Origin of the sequence: Gordonibacter sp. Marseille-P4307, assembly GCF_900604965.1 — a bacterium.
Taxonomy (GTDB): domain Bacteria; phylum Actinomycetota; class Coriobacteriia; order Coriobacteriales; family Eggerthellaceae; genus Berryella.
In genome coordinates this window covers 873,045-889,145 of record NZ_UWPD01000001.1, presented here as the reverse complement: position 1 = coordinate 889,145, position 16,101 = coordinate 873,045, and the positions used below count along the sequence as shown (strand labels likewise).

At 61.1% G+C, this 16,101-nt stretch carries 16 protein-coding genes; 7 read left to right on the top strand and 9 right to left on the bottom strand.

All coding sequences use genetic code 11. The features are described 5' to 3' along the window. Nucleotides 1-87: 87 nt before the first annotated feature. Nucleotides 88-801 carry a sulfite exporter TauE/SafE family protein gene (locus tag EIH26_RS03960; protein ID WP_124060996.1) on the bottom strand — a complete coding sequence of 238 codons (714 nt, stop codon included), beginning with the start codon at nucleotides 799-801 and terminating at the stop codon, nucleotides 88-90. Between the two features lie 146 nt (nucleotides 802-947). Here EIH26_RS03960 and pxpB point away from each other — a divergent pair, with 146 nt between their 5' ends. The 6 genes from pxpB to EIH26_RS03930 all read left to right on the top strand — a co-directional run bounded on the left by pxpB (nucleotide 948) and on the right by EIH26_RS03930 (nucleotide 6,352). Then, nucleotides 948-1,676: a 5-oxoprolinase subunit PxpB gene (gene pxpB / locus EIH26_RS03955; RefSeq protein ID WP_124060995.1), complete on the top strand. Its 729-nt coding sequence runs from the start codon at nucleotides 948-950 to the stop codon at nucleotides 1,674-1,676. Beyond that, entirely contained in the window at nucleotides 1,676-2,779 is a 1,104-nt protein-coding gene (locus tag EIH26_RS03950) for a biotin-dependent carboxyltransferase family protein (RefSeq protein WP_124060994.1), read from the top strand. Before pxpB ends, EIH26_RS03950 begins: the two co-directional genes overlap by 1 nt. Before the next feature lie 9 nt (nucleotides 2,780-2,788). After that, nucleotides 2,789-3,274: an acetyl-CoA carboxylase biotin carboxyl carrier protein gene (gene accB, locus EIH26_RS03945; protein ID WP_124060993.1), complete on the top strand. Its 486-nt coding sequence runs from the start codon at nucleotides 2,789-2,791 to the stop codon at nucleotides 3,272-3,274. Nucleotides 3,275-3,283: 9 nt separating this feature from the next. Beyond that, the gene (gene accC / locus EIH26_RS03940; protein WP_124060992.1) at nucleotides 3,284-4,633 is read left to right on the top strand and encodes an acetyl-CoA carboxylase biotin carboxylase subunit; all 1,350 of its coding nucleotides are present in this window, start codon (nucleotides 3,284-3,286) and stop codon (nucleotides 4,631-4,633) included. Between the two features lie 80 nt (nucleotides 4,634-4,713). Next, the gene (locus EIH26_RS03935) at nucleotides 4,714-5,538 is read left to right on the top strand and encodes a putative hydro-lyase (RefSeq protein ID WP_124060991.1); all 825 of its coding nucleotides are present in this window, start codon (nucleotides 4,714-4,716) and stop codon (nucleotides 5,536-5,538) included. Between the two features lie 52 nt (nucleotides 5,539-5,590). Continuing rightward, nucleotides 5,591-6,352: a LamB/YcsF family protein gene (locus tag EIH26_RS03930; RefSeq protein WP_124060989.1), complete on the top strand. Its 762-nt coding sequence runs from the start codon at nucleotides 5,591-5,593 to the stop codon at nucleotides 6,350-6,352. A gap of 111 nt (nucleotides 6,353-6,463) precedes the next feature. Here EIH26_RS03930 and EIH26_RS03925 read toward each other — a convergent pair whose 3' ends face one another. The 5 genes from EIH26_RS03925 to mazG all read right to left on the bottom strand — a co-directional run bounded on the left by EIH26_RS03925 (nucleotide 6,464) and on the right by mazG (nucleotide 11,952). Then, a complete protein-coding gene (locus EIH26_RS03925) occupies nucleotides 6,464-7,729 on the bottom strand; it encodes an Nramp family divalent metal transporter (protein ID WP_124060988.1) in 1,266 nt (421 codons plus the stop codon). Nucleotides 7,730-7,927: 198 nt separating this feature from the next. Further along, complete coding sequence (locus EIH26_RS03920) at nucleotides 7,928-9,115, bottom strand: amino acid ABC transporter permease (protein WP_206424666.1); 1,188 nt, start codon at nucleotides 9,113-9,115, stop codon at nucleotides 7,928-7,930. Nucleotides 9,116-9,375: 260 nt separating this feature from the next. Beyond that, nucleotides 9,376-10,185: an ABC transporter substrate-binding protein gene (locus tag EIH26_RS03915; RefSeq protein ID WP_124060984.1), complete on the bottom strand. Its 810-nt coding sequence runs from the start codon at nucleotides 10,183-10,185 to the stop codon at nucleotides 9,376-9,378. A gap of 131 nt (nucleotides 10,186-10,316) precedes the next feature. Next, nucleotides 10,317-11,033, bottom strand: coding sequence for a (p)ppGpp synthetase (locus tag EIH26_RS03910; RefSeq protein WP_241152748.1), 717 nt, complete (start codon nucleotides 11,031-11,033; stop codon nucleotides 10,317-10,319). After that, nucleotides 11,020-11,952 (bottom strand): nucleoside triphosphate pyrophosphohydrolase, encoded by a 933-nt coding sequence (gene mazG / locus EIH26_RS03905; protein ID WP_124060980.1) that lies wholly within the window; start codon nucleotides 11,950-11,952, stop codon nucleotides 11,020-11,022. The genes EIH26_RS03910 and mazG overlap by 14 nt, the downstream gene beginning before the upstream one ends. Before the next feature lie 114 nt (nucleotides 11,953-12,066). Between mazG and EIH26_RS03900 the strand changes: the two genes are divergently transcribed. Beyond that, nucleotides 12,067-12,906 (top strand): RNA methyltransferase, encoded by an 840-nt coding sequence (locus tag EIH26_RS03900; protein WP_124060979.1) that lies wholly within the window; start codon nucleotides 12,067-12,069, stop codon nucleotides 12,904-12,906. Here the strand turns inward: EIH26_RS03900 and EIH26_RS03895 are convergent. The 3 genes from EIH26_RS03895 to alr are packed head-to-tail and all read right to left on the bottom strand — an operon-like array spanning nucleotide 12,903 to nucleotide 16,101. Continuing rightward, nucleotides 12,903-14,216 (bottom strand): folylpolyglutamate synthase/dihydrofolate synthase family protein, encoded by a 1,314-nt coding sequence (locus tag EIH26_RS03895; RefSeq protein ID WP_124060978.1) that lies wholly within the window; start codon nucleotides 14,214-14,216, stop codon nucleotides 12,903-12,905. The genes EIH26_RS03900 and EIH26_RS03895 overlap by 4 nt on opposite strands. Continuing rightward, nucleotides 14,213-14,809 (bottom strand): uracil-DNA glycosylase family protein, encoded by a 597-nt coding sequence (locus EIH26_RS03890; protein WP_124060977.1) that lies wholly within the window; start codon nucleotides 14,807-14,809, stop codon nucleotides 14,213-14,215. Before EIH26_RS03890 ends, EIH26_RS03895 begins: the two co-directional genes overlap by 4 nt. A gap of 14 nt (nucleotides 14,810-14,823) precedes the next feature. Continuing rightward, nucleotides 14,824-16,101, bottom strand: a complete 1,278-nt coding sequence (gene alr, locus EIH26_RS03885) for an alanine racemase (protein ID WP_241152747.1) — start codon at nucleotides 16,099-16,101, stop codon at nucleotides 14,824-14,826.

Genomic DNA, 16,101 nt, shown 5'->3' with positions numbered 1-16,101 from the left:
ATGATGATGGCCATAGCGCTTATGCAAACGCCGGCCTTCGCCCTCGGTACCTATAACGTAGGTTCAGGACCCCGACACAGACAGCCCCTACGCCGAAAACAGCAACAGCGCGCCGATCAGCGCCAGCACCGCATACGCGATCTTCAGGAAATGCTCCTTGCTGATGCGCTTACCTACCCAATTCCCCAAAACCGTCGCAAGGGCCGCAAGGGGAATGCAGGCCAACACCACATTCACCACCACGGGCGTGAACGCTCCCCCCTGAAACGCGATTCCCGCATACAGGAGGTTCAAAACAGTCCACACCATCGACAACGTCGCGCGAAACCGGTGCTTATCCTGGATCTTCTGCACCGCGTAAATAACCAGCAAGGCTCCGCCCGAGATAAACATTCCCTGAATGAGACCGGCCGCCGCCAAAACCACCCACTGGGCCCACGAAGGCAGGAACCTTTGGCGCTTCGACACCAGGTTGTACAAACCTACGCCCATAATGATCAGGCCGTACACGCGAAGCAGCGCGCCAAGGGAAACGACGTTGTCAACCCATATGCCCACCAGCATGAAGGGAAGCATCACGCCGATGATCCGCCCCAGCTCGTGCCAATCGATCGACTTGAAGTTCAACAGGGACAGCAACCCGCAGGCCATGACCCCCATAGCGTTCAGAACGGCGATAGACTCCCCCATGCCCAGGGTATGGATCCCCACGGGCATCGCAAACATATTGCCCGCGAACCCGGTAATACCCTGAACGGTGTACGCTACGAAAAACGCTATGCAGAATATCGCTTCGCTCATTTCCGCCGTTATTTCCCTCTCTTCGGCAATATTTTTGAGAACGGAAACACCATTTAACCCCGTTCGCCAGTAAAATCATAGACTGACCTTGAAATCGCCCGCCGAACGGCCGGGCGATTTCCGAATTCTCGAAACAAAGGCGGGATATGGCCTCATTCTCAATCTCAACGGCGGGCGACTCGGCCATCAACCTCGAGTTCGCACGCACCATCTCGGCGGAAACCAGCCGCCTGGTGCGCGCTGCCGCCCAAACGCTTTCCGAAGACCGCATCCCGGGCGTCACCGAGCTGGTGCCCGCCTTCTGCTCGCTCATGGTGTGCTACGACCCCAACATCATCGGTTACGACAGCCTGTGCGCCCGCGTCACCGGCAAGCTGCGCACCATCACCGGATCGATCGACAGCCTTCACCGCATCGTGACCATACCCGTGTGCTACGGCGGCGACTACGGCCCCGACCTGCAAACGGTGGCTCGGCATGCAGGGCTTTCCCCTCGCGAGGTGATCGAGATCCACAGCGGGCGCGACTACCTTATCGACATGCTGGGATTCCTTCCCGGATTCGCTTACCTGGGCGGTCTCGACAAGCGCCTTCACACCCCCCGCCTCGCCTCGCCGCGCACCGTCATCCCCGCCGGGTCGGTGGGCATCGGAGGCGCGCAAACCGGCATCTACCCGCTGGCCTCGCCCGGAGGCTGGCAGCTCATCGGCCGCACGCCCGTCATGCCGTACGACCCCGCCCGCGCGCAGCCCATCCTGTACGCAGCCGGCGACTACATCCGCTTCGCTCCCATCACCGAAGAACGCTACCGGGCTATACAATCCCAAGTTGACAACGGAACCTACTGCTGCGAGATCACGATGGAGGAAAACTGATGGGCATGACCGCCAACAAACCGGGCGTATGCACCACCATCCAGGATCTCGGACGCACCGGGTTTCTGGGCAGCGGGTTCTCCCCCTCGGGATGCATGGATAAACGCGCGGCCATCATTGCGAATCTGCTGGTGGACAACGATCCGAACGCACCGGTGCTGGAATTCTGCCTGGCCGGTCCCACGCTGAGGTTCACCACGGCCACGTTCGTCGCCGTAACCGGCGGAGATTTCCGCCCCACCCTCGACGGCGTGCCTCTGCCCGCCTACACCGCGCTTCCCGTCAAGCGCGGATCGGTGCTCTCGTTCAGCGCGCCGCGCACGGGCGTGTACGGCTATCTTGCGCTTGCGGGAGGCGGCCCGAAGGTAGAACGCGTCATGGGATCGGCCTCCACCAACCTCAAATGCGGAATCGGGGGATGGAAGGGACGCGCGCTCACCACGGGTGATTACCTGTCGTTCGAAACGCGCTCCACCGAATTCATCCCGAACCTGGCCTCGCACACGCTAGAGGGCGAGGCGGCCTATTACGAATTCGACAGCGAAGAGGTGAGGCTGCGCGTTGTCCCCGGCCCCCAGCACGACCTGTTCACCCAAGCCGGAATCGACACCTTTTACAGCAGCCCCTATCGGGTTTCCTCCCAATGCGACCGCATGGGCTTTCGTCTCGACGGGCCCGTTATCGAAACCATCGGCGGATCGGACATCGTCTCGGACGGCATTGCGCTGGGCGCGATCCAGGTTCCGAATCACGGCCGTCCCATCATCATGCTGGCCGATCGGCAAACCACGGGCGGTTATGCGAAAATAGGGACGGTCGCCAGCGTCGATATTCCCAAGCTGGTGCAAAGCCCGCCCGGGCGCACCGTTAGATTCGACTCCGTAAGCGTGCAGGAAGCCCAAGAGCTTTACCGCAGAGAAACGCTGCACTTCAAAGCTCTTGCTAAAATGGTCAGACGACCAAGTTACGGGGGCATCTCCCCGCGCAAGACCGCGCGGAGGCTCACACCCATCCTCGAAGCGCAGGCGCTGGCCTCGGGCGGCCAAGCGCTTTGGATCGAAACCGAACAGACCGCCCATCACCGCGAGAAGCGCCAGTCGTAAAGGAGCGTCATGGAAACCAAGAACATCAAAGATCTCATCGAGATCATGGACGAAGCCAACCTGAGCGCCGTCCGTTACGACGACGGGGACATCAAGATCGAGCTGGAGCGCGCAACCCCGTCCATTGCAAGCGCCATGGCCCTGCCGCTGATGGCCGACCGCGTGAAGGAGCTTATCGCCAGCCATGACGATTCGCACGTCACCACCGGCGCCGCAAGCGCGCCCGTGGCCGGCGCCGAAGACTCCAGCGCGCTTGTGCGCAGCCCCATGGTGGGAACGTTCTACACCGGCCCCTCCCCCGATGAAGAGCCCTTCGTGAAGGTGGGCCAGGAGGTGCTTACCGGGCAGACCCTCGCCATCGTCGAAGCCATGAAGATGATGAACGAGATCACGGCTCCCGCACCGGGCATCGTCACCGAGATCCTGGCCGGAAACGGAACCCAGGTAGAATACGACCAGCCCCTGTTCCGCATCGTCACCGAAGCCTCGGCGTAGGGATCCGCCATGCTCAACAAGGTTCTTATCGCCAACCGCGGAGAAATCGCCGTCCGCATCATCCGCGCCTGCAGGGCGATGGGCATCAAGACGGTCGCGGTGTACTCGACCGCCGACCGCCAGGCGCTCCATGTGTACCTGGCCGACGAATCGGTATGCATCGGACCTGCCCAAGCCCGTGACTCGTACCTGAACACCACGGCCATCATCACCGCGGCCCTCGGGTGCGGCGCCGACGCCATCCACCCCGGTTACGGCTTTCTGTCCGAAAACGCCACCTTCGCGAAGATGTGCGCCGACAACGACATCGTCTTCGTCGGACCGCGCGCGTCGGTAATCGACCGCATGGGCAACAAAAGCCAGGCCCGTCGCACCATGATGGACGCCGGCGTGCCCGTCGTACCCGGCTGCCGCGAGTCGTTCCACGATGCAGAGCACGCGAAAGCGGCCGCTGCCGACGTGGGATGGCCCATTATGATCAAGGCGTCGTCGGGCGGCGGCGGCAAGGGCATGCGTATCTCAGAGAGTCCCGAAGACTTCATCGAGCAGTTCAACATCGCGCAGCGCGAGAGCATCAACGCGTTCGGCGACAACACCATGTACCTCGAGCGAGCCGTTATCGACCCGCGCCACGTGGAGGTTCAGGTTATCGCCGACAATCACGGCCATATCGTGGCCATGGGAGAACGTGATTGCTCGGTGCAGCGCAACCACCAGAAGATGATCGAGGAATCCCCCTCGCCCTTCCTCGATGATGAAACCCGCCAACGCATGATGGAAGACGCCGTGAAGGCCGCACGCGCTGTGGGCTACACGTCTGCGGGCACCATCGAGTTTTTGATGGACAAGGACCGCAACTACTACTTCATGGAGATGAACACGCGCGTGCAGGTAGAGCACTCCGTCACCGAATTCGTCACCCACCGAGACATCGTGCGCGAGATGCTGTGCATCGCGGCGGGCGAAGAGCTGTCGTTTACCCAAGACGACATCCACCTCGACGGCCACGGCATCGAGTGCCGCATCAACGCCGAGATTCCCGAAAAGGGATTTCTGCCCAGCCCCGGCGTGATCTCGCAGATGCACCTGCCCGGAGGCAACGGCGTGCGCGTCGATACCGCCGCCTACGACGGATTCGAGATCTCTCCCTACTACGATTCAATGATCGCCAAGGTCATCGTACGCGGGCGCAGCCGCACCGAAGCCATCGCCAAGATGCGCACGGCACTGGAAGAGATGGTGGTAGTGGGCGTGTCGACCAACCTTGATTTTCAGTACTCCATCATGGAAAACGAAACGTTCAAGGCCGGTTTGGCCGACACCAGCTTCATCGAGAAGTTCCTGCGCGGCGAAGTGTAGCGCCACGCGGTCGTCCGCCTCTGCCGGAACCGTCCCGAACAAGGCGCTCTGCATCCGATAGAAACGAAAGGAGGGGTGCGATGCTGGCTCGTCCCGACAACGTTTCCCCCGAAATCTGGGAGAAAGCCCGCAGCGCCTCCCCCGTCGAACTGCGCCGCCTGATCCGCTCGGGAGCCTACAGCGCTCCCACCAGCGGATTGTGTCCGGGCTACGCGCAGGCGAACCTGATCGTGCTGCCCAAAGAGCAGGCTTACGACTTTCTCCTGTTCGCCCAGCGAAACCCCAAGCCCTGCCCTCTTTTAGAGGTAACCGAAACGGGCGCGCGCCAAACCTCCATCTGCGCGACCGACTGCGATATCGCCACCGATTTTCCCCGTTACCGCATCTACCGCCACGGAGAGCTGGTCGACGAGGTTACCGACGTCGCAGATATGTGGCGTGACGACTTCGTCTCGTTCGTCATCGGCTGCTCGTTCTCGTTCGAGTCCGAGCTGATCGAAGCCGGAATCGAAATGCGGCATAACACCATGGGCAGAAACGTCCCGATGTACCTCACCAACGTCGCCTGCAGGCCTGCAGGATCGATGTCGGGGAACATGGTGATGTCGATGCGGCCCATTCCCTACGGGCAGATCGTGCGCGCCACCCAGATCTCGGGAGCCATTCCGCAGGTGCACGGCGCCCCGCTTCATATCGGCGACCCCGCCGCCATCGGCATCCGCGACGTATCCCGTCCCGATTTCGGTGATCCGGTCGACATGTACGAAGGCGAGACCCCGGTGTTCTGGGCCTGCGGCGTTACCCCGCAATCGGTCGTGATGAACTCCAAACCGCCCTTGGCCATCACGCACGCCCCAGGCTGCATGCTGGTGACCGACACCAAAAACATCGACCTGAAAGGATGACGGTTTCGGATAAACCGCACGTATGAAACAGTACTGAAGACAGGAAACGCTTATGAACGCCATCGATCTCAACTGCGATTTGGGTGAAAGCTTCGGCAGGTACGCCATGGGGCTGGACGACCAGGTTATTCCCCTGGTTTCAAGCGTGAACATCGCGTGCGGAATGCACGCGGGCGATCCGTCGGTCATGCGCAAAACCGTGCGCATGGCCGCCCGAGCCGGCATTGCGATCGGCGCTCATCCGGGATACCCCGACCTTCAGGGATTCGGACGCCGCGACATGAACCTCTCGCCCGACGAGGCCTATTCGTTCGTCCTGTACCAAATCGGAGCGCTCGCGGGCTTCTGCGCGGCAGAGGGAGCAGATCTGCACCACGTGAAGCCCCACGGGCAGCTGTACAACCGAGCCGCCACCGACCGCGCATTGGCAGACGCCATCGCCGCCGCCGTGCGGGACTTCGACTCAAAACTGGTGCTGGTGGGCCTTTCGGGCAGCTGCCTGATAGAAGCCGGAGAGACGGCAGGGCTCAGGTGCGCCAACGAATTCTTCGCCGATCGCAACTACACTGACCAAGGCGTGCTTGCCCCGCGCTCTTTACCCAACGCAACGCTCACCGACGAGGCGTTCGCGGTCAAACGCGCCGTCCGCGCGGTTCGCGAAGGCACCATCGAAAGCATCACCGGCAAAACCATCCGGATTTCAGCCGACACCATCTGCACCCACGGCGACAACGAGCGTGCGCTCGAGTTCGTTCGAGAACTTCGCCGCGCACTTGAGGAATCCAACGTGCAGATCAAGCCGATTGGGTCCTAAACGCCGAATCGACCGGTACGGCTTCACCTCCATAGAGCGTTGCGAAAACCACCCGGCAAAACGACGCCCCCGCCGATGGCGGGGGCGTCGTTGAAGCCACTAACCTGAAAGCTAGGCTCCCAGCAGCTTCTGGACAGACGTGATGAACGCAGACATGTTGCGGTACGCGATGAAGATAGTGACCAGGATAATCACCACACCCGCAATGTTGGCGAACAGATGGTTCTTGAACTTCTCGAGATCTGCTCCGTTCGCGCAGAACATCACGAAGAAGGCCATGATGGGCAGCAGGATGGCGTTAGCCGCCTGAGCGGTGAGGATAAGCTGCGTGGGGCTCTTCCCGAACGCAACCGCCATGAAGCATCCGGCCAGAAGCACGATCAGCCAAATGGCTTTGAAGCGGACGTCCTTAAGACCCTTGCCCCAGCCCAAAACGCCGTTAACCGCATACGCCGCCGACAAAGAAGCCGTAATCACACTGGAGAAGCCGGCAGCCAGAAGACCGAGACCGATCATGTACGTAGCCCAGCTGCCCAGAAGCGGCTGAAGGGCGATGGCCATATCCTTGCCGTTGGTCACTGCGATGCCCGTGCCATGGATATTGGCCGCAGCGCAGATGAGGATCGCCATCGATATGACGCCGCCAAGCCCGATGGAAAGGGCCGCATCGAAGCGGGCGTCGGCCACCTGTTCGGGATCTTTGAAGCGCTCGGCGGCACCGGAGGCATGCAGGAACAGGTTGTACGGAACCACCGTCGTTCCAATGAGCCCGGTCGCAACCAAAATGGGGGACACGCCGCCGGTCTGCTCGACGCTGGGAAGCATGGGGACGAACAGACCCGACACCACCGCGCCCCAATCAACCGGAGAGGCGAATGCCGTGATGAGAAACACCAAGCCCATGAACACCACGATGGCCGTGAGGATTTTCTCAACCAGCTTGTACGAGCCAATCCACAGGCAGGCGAAACCAGCGATGCCGATAACCACCACGATGGGCAGCATCTGAATACCAGGAGCGAACGCCTGGATTCCCAAAATGCCGCCGGTCACGTTACCGGTTTCGTAGGCGATGTTGCCCACGAAGATGGCCACGATGACGATGGCGATGGCGGCCCACTTCAGCGCGGGATTGCCGACGCGATCGCGAATGTTTTCGCCCAAGCCCTTCCCCGTGATGATGCCGATGCGCGCAGCCATCTCCTGGAACAGGATGGTTGCCACGGTTGCGAACAGAAGCGCCCACAGCATGGTGTAGCCATAGCTTGCACCCGACACCGTGCAGGTGGTAACCGTGCCCGGTCCGATGAAGCCTGCTGCGACCAGCGCGCCCGGGCCGATGTTCTTGAACTTCTCGGCGAGAGTGCTCTTAGCCATTCGCGATCCTTTCTCGATCACAAGGAGGGATGACCCGCCTCTTTTCCGGCGCCTCCTATCATACAGAGGCTTTAACGTATATTTCCCACTTTACCAGGGAAGTTAACCAACAAAGACGCCGTAGGTGCATTGAGCCCCAATGAAACCGCAAACGGTTGGGCAACCTGGAACCAACGGCCATCCCCTAGGCTGATCGGCCTACTGCCGCGCCGCCGATTTCAGCTTGCGCGCGCGCTTTTTCGCCGAACCCGCATTGTTTCCGGCAAGCCGCGCCTCGAATATACCCACAAGCTTGGCAAGCGGAAGCGTGAACACCAGATAGAAGCACGCAGCGACAATGTAGGGCGTGATGGAGCCGGTAGCGGCGACGATGGTTTTGGCGTACATGACCACTTCCATGACACCGACGGCGGCCAAAAGCGACGTATCTTTGTACAGAAGAATGAACTCGCTGGTCATTGTGGGAAGCACGCGCTGAATCGTCTGGGGAATGATGACGAACAGCATAGTTTGGGCCCTGCTCATTCCCAGCGAGCGAGAGGCTTCGAACTGGCCCTTGTTGATGGACTGGATGCCTGCACGGAAGATCTCGCACAGATAGGCGCCGGAGTTCATCCCCAGCACCAAAACGCCCAGCGGGAACGACGGGATTTCCACCCCCGCCAGGGGCAGGCCGAAAAACGCGATGTAGATCTGCAGGAACACGGGCGTGCCGCGCACCACGTTCACATACGCAGCCGCAATCGCGCGCGGAACCCGAAAGCGCGACATGCGCATGAAGGAAAGCGCCAGACCCACGGGAATGGCCAGGGGGAAGGCGACGGCCACGATACCCACCGCCAGGAAAAAGCCGTTCATCACGACGGGAAAACTGGTAACCAGCAAAGGCGGGTTGAAGAACAGCTTCAGGAACTTGTTGGAGTTCCAGGCCTTCACCCAGTCCTGCCCCTCGAGGTAGCGGGCAAGCTGATCGGCGGGAGACACCGCGGTCACCTTGATGGACGGCAGGTCGCTCAGCTCTTGTCTCGATCCGTCGGCAAACGAAGCCGTCCCTTCGACGGTAAGATTGCCGCCTGCCGCGGGGAACTCCACCCCGTACAGCTCGACGCGATAGTAGGCGCCCGGCTCGACCTCGCCGCCGATGGAGACGGTGACGGTTTGACCTTCGGACGAGAACCGGGCATCGACCTTGGTGCGGGTCATGTGGTCTTCGCCCGTGAGCAACGTGAGCTTGGCGTTATCGAGCGAGAAGCGCGTGCCCTCGGACAGCGTGAACGACAGGCTGCTTACCGATTCATGGGGTGCGGCCTGGCCCTCCCATGAGATGCGCGTCTCGGTGCCGCCCAAAACGTCCGATCCGCTGTTTCCATTCGGACGAGCAGTCATATCCGTCGTTGTCAGGGCATACGCCGTAACAGGGGCAGCGAAAACCGCAAGGGCCAAGGATAAGGCAACGGCGCAGGAAGTCAGCAGCCTCGCGACGGTTCTAACTGATTGAGCATTGTTCATCGGTCGATCACTACCCCATTAATGCTATGCGTTTCGCCTACGACGCGCGGCGAGCTTCAGACAACAGGAACCCCCCGGTTCCCTTTCGAGAAACAAACGGAGGGTTCCATTATACCGACTTCTTGGTCGTTTCCCTGCTACATGTACTGCTTCAGCAGGTTGTCGATCGTGCCATCGGCCATAAGCTCTTCCAAAGCCTTGTTGATGTCCGTCGTCAGAGCCTTGTTATCTGGGGAAACCGCAATGGCGTATTCCTCGCCGGTAGCGATGCTCTTCACTACCTTGGCGTCCTTGTACGCGTCGGCCAGCATCTTGTTCACCACGGCGTAGTTGGTGCATACGGCGTTCACCTGGCCCGCCTGCATAGCGGCAAAGCAGTCGTTGGAATTGCCGTAGGCCACCACGCGAGCGTTGGGGTAATGCTCCTGCACGTAGGTTTCGCCCGTGGTTCCGCTTTGGACGGCGATGCTGACGCCGGCGGAATTGAGGTCGGCGTCAACCGTTTCCTTGGTCACCGTGCTGGAATTCGCAACCGCAATGGACAGGTCGTCGGTGTAGTAGGAGTGCGTGAAATCAACCTGCTTGGCGCGCTCGGGATCTATCGTGAACCCGGAGATGCCCATATCGGCCTGCGTACCGCTGGAGATGGCGGGCAGGATGGCATCGAACTGAAGGGAGACGAACTTGGGCTCGAGGCCAAGCTTCTTGGCAACAGCCTTGGCCACTTCGATATCGAGGCCCACGTACTCGCCGTTTTCCATGTTCTCGAACGGCGGGAAGTCGGGCGAGGTGGCGATGGTGAGGGTGCCGGCGCTCTGAAGCTTGTAGTCGGACCCGGAATTGGATTTCGAGTCGGTCGCGCCGGACGAACCCGCGCAACCCGTCAGCGCAAGGGCGGCGGCAAGGCATCCGACTGCCAGCAAGGCGCCAATCTTCTTCATGTTCATGTGGTTCTCCCTTCATGCATACTTAAAATACGCACACCGGCGGTGCGCCCCTTTCTCAAGCGTTCATCAACATACCCTATCGCACCATGATATTCAGGTGAGATATCGAAGATTTAACATAGACGGCTTTTTTATTCGGCATCCAGAGCCTGAGCCAATATCTGCATTCGAGATTCAACATTTCGTATAATTCTACTGCAATCGCGCAATTCATCGTATGAGTCGATACCGGCAACTTCGCTTACCGCTTTGTATTTCAACTCGTGCTCCAAACTGGCCCAGAAGTCCATCGCGATAGTCCGTATCTGAACCTCGACGGGTATCATGCTGGTTCTATCAACAAAATGAACAGGTATTTTGACGATCATATGCAAGCTGCGGTAACCGTTGGGCTTGGGGTTTGCCACATAGTCCTTGATATGTACCACTTCGAGGTCGTCGTGACGTTTCAGCATTTCGCATAATTCGTAAACATCATGAATGTAGGAGCAGATCACCCGGACGCCGGCGATATCCATAACGTAGCGCTCGGCGTTGGAGACCGTCTGGGACTTGCCGTAACGCGCCAGCTTCTCGTACACGCCTCGCGGATCCTTGACGCGCGACTCGACGTGATGAATGGGGTTGCGGTGCCGTCGAGCACTGAGATCCCGATCGATGATCTCGAAGCGCACCTCCATCTCGCGCATCGCCGCATGATAGCGGGCCAGCATGGGAAGCACGTCGGCGAAGAATTGACGAGCGCTCTCGGACGTTTCCACCGTCAGATCCCTTTCCCCCGGTTTCACTAACGAGCGATGCGGGTCGATCCGCTCGATCCTCTCGGTAAGCGAGCTATTCTGATCCATGCTCGGCATTCTCCCTGCCCTTCGCCGCCTGCCATAGTCTTTCAAGTTCGTCGGAGGCCAACCCATCGATCGGTACATGGGAGGCGCGTGCCTGCCCCTCCATCGATTCCCAGCGCGAGCGGAACTTCGCGCAGGTTCTGCGCAGCGCCGATTCGGAGTCGATTCCCATACGCCGCCCCACATTCACCAGAGCGAACAGAAGGTCGCCGAACTCCAACTCGGCGGCTTCGACCAAAGGATCGGCGGCATCGGCGCGACGCAGCATGCGGCCGTCATCGGATTTGGGTGCCGCCCGGTACGCTTCGCGCAGCTCGGCCTCTTCTTCGCGCACCTTGGCCCACACCCCGTCAAGCGTTTCCCATTCGAAGCCAGCTGCCGCCGCCTTGCGCGATATCTTCTGGGCCTGAAGCAGCGCGGGAAACGAGCGGGGAACATCGTCCAGCAAGCTGGGAACGGATCCCGCTTCGAACGCACGGCGGGCGGCCTCCTCTTTTTCCTCCAGCTTGATTTGCTCCCATAGACGGGCCACCTCGTTCGCATCGCCGCCGGCAACACCCGAGAACACGTGGGGATGGCGCCGTACCATCTTTTCATCCAACGTCGCGCACACGTCGTCGATGGAAAAGCCTCCCGTCTCGGATGCGATCTGACTTTGCAGAACCACCTGGAGCAACACGTCGCCAAGCTCTTCTTCGATGCGCCGGACATCGTGCGCCTCGAGGGCATCGACCGCCTCGTAGGCTTCCTCTACCAGGTATTCGGCCAGCGTTTCGTGCGTCTGCGCCCGATTCCACGAACAGCCCCCTTCGGGTGCGCGCAAGGCGGCCACCGTTGCGACGAGGTCGTAAAACGCACCGGATCGCGCAACGGGCTTCCCGTCGCACAGCGACCCTTCGAGATCGTTGTCATTCATAGCCATGCATGAGCTCCTGAACTCACGACTGCACTGCATCGCAGTATAGCGCCGCCAAAGCGCTCGGAGGAAAACAGCACAGGGTATACTTGATCCCACGACCCACCGAAAGGACCCGCCGTGCCGCTCGTTTCCATCGACCGTCTTTCCGATCCGCGCCTCGACCCGTTCGCCCGCCTGACCGACGTCGCGCTGCGCAGCCGAATCGAACCGGATAAGGGCATTTTCATAGCCGAGACCATCGAGGTGATCGGCCGCGCCCTTGATGCGGGATGCGTCCCGCTATCCCTGCTAACGGCACCGAATTATCTCGGTCAGCTGGAACAGGTCATCCGCCGGATCGACCAGACGCACCCCGGCACCCCCGTGTTCGCGGTTCCGCACAGCGAATTGCGCCAGCTCACCGGATTCGAGCTGACGCGCGGAGCGCTGTGCGCATTTCGGCGCCCCATGCTCCAGCCAATGGAAAAGACGCTGGAGAACGCGCGCGTGGTAGCTGTTTTGGAAGATATCCGCAATCACACCAACGTCGGCGCCATCTTCCGCTCCGCAGCGGCGATCGGGGCCGATGCCGTGCTCGTCTCTCCCGCCTGCTATGATCCGCTGTATCGTCGCGCCGTGCGCGTATCGATGGGTACCGTGTTCCAAGTACCCTGGACCCGCATGGAGGGAGATGCGCGCACCTGGTTCGTCAATGCAGCGCGCACCCTTCATCACCTGGGGTTCACCATTGCCGCCATGGCGCTTGAGGACGACTCGCTTTGCCTGAGCGACCCGCGCGTCCGCTCGCAGGAAAAGATAGCCCTGGTGTTCGGAACGGAAGGGTACGGCCTGTCCCCCACCACGCTTGAGCACTGCGATATGACCGTGCGCATCCCCATGCGCCGCGGAGTGGATTCGCTCAACGTAGCCGCATCGAGCGCCGTGGCATTCTGGGAACTGGTGCGCGAAACCGCCTAGAGGCCAGCTTCGTCCAAAGCCGCGTAAGCCGCAGACAGGGCGTACAGACTTCCGAACACGCACATGACGCCCTCGGCACCGGCCAGTCGACGCGCGATGCCCACCGCTTGCGCCATGTCGCGCGCAACGGTCGCTTCAAGCGAAACCGAATGCGCCCGCGCCTGCGTCCGCACCGCCTCTGCCAGGTCGCCGGCTGCAAGAGCCCGGGGGTTATCGGGTGCGACGCACACGAATGCGCGCGCCAAGGGCGCAAGCGCATCGATCATCGCGCGGTAGTCCTTGTCCGCCAGCACGCCCATGACGAACGTGAACGACCGGTCGGGAAACGCATCTTTCAGCGAATCGGCCAAAGCGCGTGCGCCCTGCGGATTGTGTCCCCCGTCGATAACGACGGTGGGCTGCGCACCGCGCGCGTCCCGCACCTCGAAGCGACCCGGCCAGAATGCAGATGCAATGCCCCGCTCAACCACCTCGTCGGAAATGCCCCACCCGCGCTTTCCCAGCATCTCGACAGTCTCGACGGCCACCGCCGCATTAGCCGGCTGGTAGCTTCCCAGCATGCGCGTGCGAAACGTGCGCCCCTTGTACGAAAACGTTCGGCACCCGCAGGCGATGCCGCCCGAAACCTCCAAGGTGCTCAAGTCGGGCTCGATCAGAGCGCATCCGGCGCTTTCGGCAGCCCGCTGGATAACCGTGCGGGCAGACGGATCCTGCGGGTAGGACACCACGGCGGCGCCCGGCTTGATGATGCCTGCCTTCTCAGCCGCTATCTGGGATAGCTCGGTGCCAAGCAGATCGGTGTGATCGAACCCGATGCGCGCGATAACGCACACCTCGGGCGCATCGATAACGTTGGTCGAGTCCAATCGCCCGCCAAGACCCACCTCAAGCACAACCAAGTCGCAAGCGCTTTGGGCAAAATGCACAAGCGCAACCGCGGTCATCAGCTCGAACTCGGTAGGATGCTCGCCGGTCTCTGCGAACTGGACCTCGGCCGCATCGCGCACCTTGCACGTTGCCTCGGCAAGGTCGGAAGGAGCGATGTCTGCGCCGTCCACACGGATGCGCTCTTCGAACCGAATGATGAAGGGGCTGGTGAACAAACCCGTTCGATACCCCGCCTCGCGCAGGATGGACTCGATGTAGGCGCAGGTGGACCCTTTCCCGTTGGTACCGGCCACGTGGACGAACCTCAGCACATCCTGAGGCCTGCCCAAACGCTCCAGCAAATCGGTTATGCGCTCGAGACCCAGGCGAGACTGCTGCCAGCGCGGCTCGTTAATATAGGCGATCGGATCGAACGGGGTCATCGAACACCCTCGTGCTCCGTGCCCTCGGTCGCGCCGCCCGCGCGCAGGATCTCCCCCAAACGGGCGAAATCTTCCTCGATCAGGGGACGCTTGGTACGATCGTAGATGGCTGCGGCGGGATGGAACATGGGAAACACCTTGAACCTGCCCGCCATGAACGTCTGCCCATGCAGGCTGGTGATGCCCCGCTCGGTTTTCAGGATGAACTTGGTGGCGAAATTACCCAAGGTGACAATCACGTCGGGGTTGATCAGGCGCGTCTGCTCGCGCAGAAACGGCGCGCATGCGGCGATCTCGTCGGGACGCGGATCGCGGTTGTCGGGAGGACGGCACTTCAGCACGTTGGCGATGAATATCTGCTCGCGTTTGAGTCCCGCGATTTCCAAGAACTCAGACAGGTTGCGCCCTGCGGCTCCCACGAACGGCTCTCCCTGCTTGTCCTCGTTCTTTCCCGGCGCTTCTCCAACCACCAGAACGCGCGCCTGCGGATCACCGTTGCCGAACACGGTATTCGTCCGCCCGTCGCACAGAGGGCAGCGGCGACATGCCGCAACGTCGGCGCGCACGTCATCCAAAGTACGGGAATCTGCCATGATCCTACTACGTCCTAACCGAGGTAGTAACGCGGCATGCGACGGGAGAACCCTATCGCCACCTCGTACGATATCGTATTCAGCTGAGCGGCCATATCGTCGATGGTGACCGCCTCGTCGCCCTGCTCGCCCACGATGACGACCTCGTCGCCCACCTGCGGGTCGATGCGCGTGCGCGTGGCGAACGAGCGCATATCCGCCTCGAACATGCACTGATCCATGCAGACGTTGCCCACCTGGCGGAAACGCCTTCCCTTCAGCAGGACGTCGATCCTTCCCGAAAGCGCGCGCACCAGTCCGTCGGCGTATCCGATGGGCAGGGTGCAGATCTTGACGCTGCCGGGAGAGCGGTAGTTGAACCCGTAACTCACCCCTTCGCTCATGGGAACCAGACGGGTATCGGTGATGCGCGCGTGCACGCTCATGACCGGCTTCAGCGCAACCCGCAGACGCGTTTCGGGACACGGGTGAAAACCGTACATACAGATACCCCAGCGCACCATATCGTAATGGACACCGGGATAGCGCACCGTGGCTGCCGAATTCGCCGCATGAACGATACCGGGATCTACCCCCATCTGGCGCAAAGCCGCAACGGCCTCCTCGAACCGATGCGCCTGAACGTCGAACTCGAACGGTTCGGGAGCATCCGCCGTGGCGAAGTGGGTGAACACGCCCGCAAGCTTAAGCGCCCGATGAAACCCGATGCTCATCATGAAAGGCACAACCTCGTCGTAGCGCACGCCGATGCGGTTCATCCCGCTGTTCACCGCCAGATGAAACGGTGCCTCCATGCCGTGCGCATCGGCCATCTCTCCGTACTGGACGGCGAACTCGGACTCGTACACCGAAGGCATGATGTCGTAAGCCAGAAGAAGGGGGATAGCGCTGGCAGGTGGCTGCGACAACATGAGAATAGGAGCGCTGATCTGAGCTTTTCTAAGCTCGATGCCCTCGGATACGGTTGCCACGCCCAGGTGATCGGCTCCGGCGGAAAGCGCCGCCTTCGCAACCTTTACGGCACCGTGCCCGTAAGCGTCGGCCTTCACGACGGCCAACAGATGAGTCGAACGCGCAATGAGCTTGCGCGCCTCGCGCACGTTATGGCGAACTGCGCTTAAATCGATGTTCACCCACGACCAGCGACGCAGCGATTCCTCGATGGTGTCTGCCTGCTCGACATCGAGCGTCAGGCGACCGCGACCCGATGCCAAGCACCCCTCTGCATCGTCCGACAAAGACGATGCGGCGCCTTCGGAAAACGGAGTGACGCCGCTTTTCTTTCGAGGCAT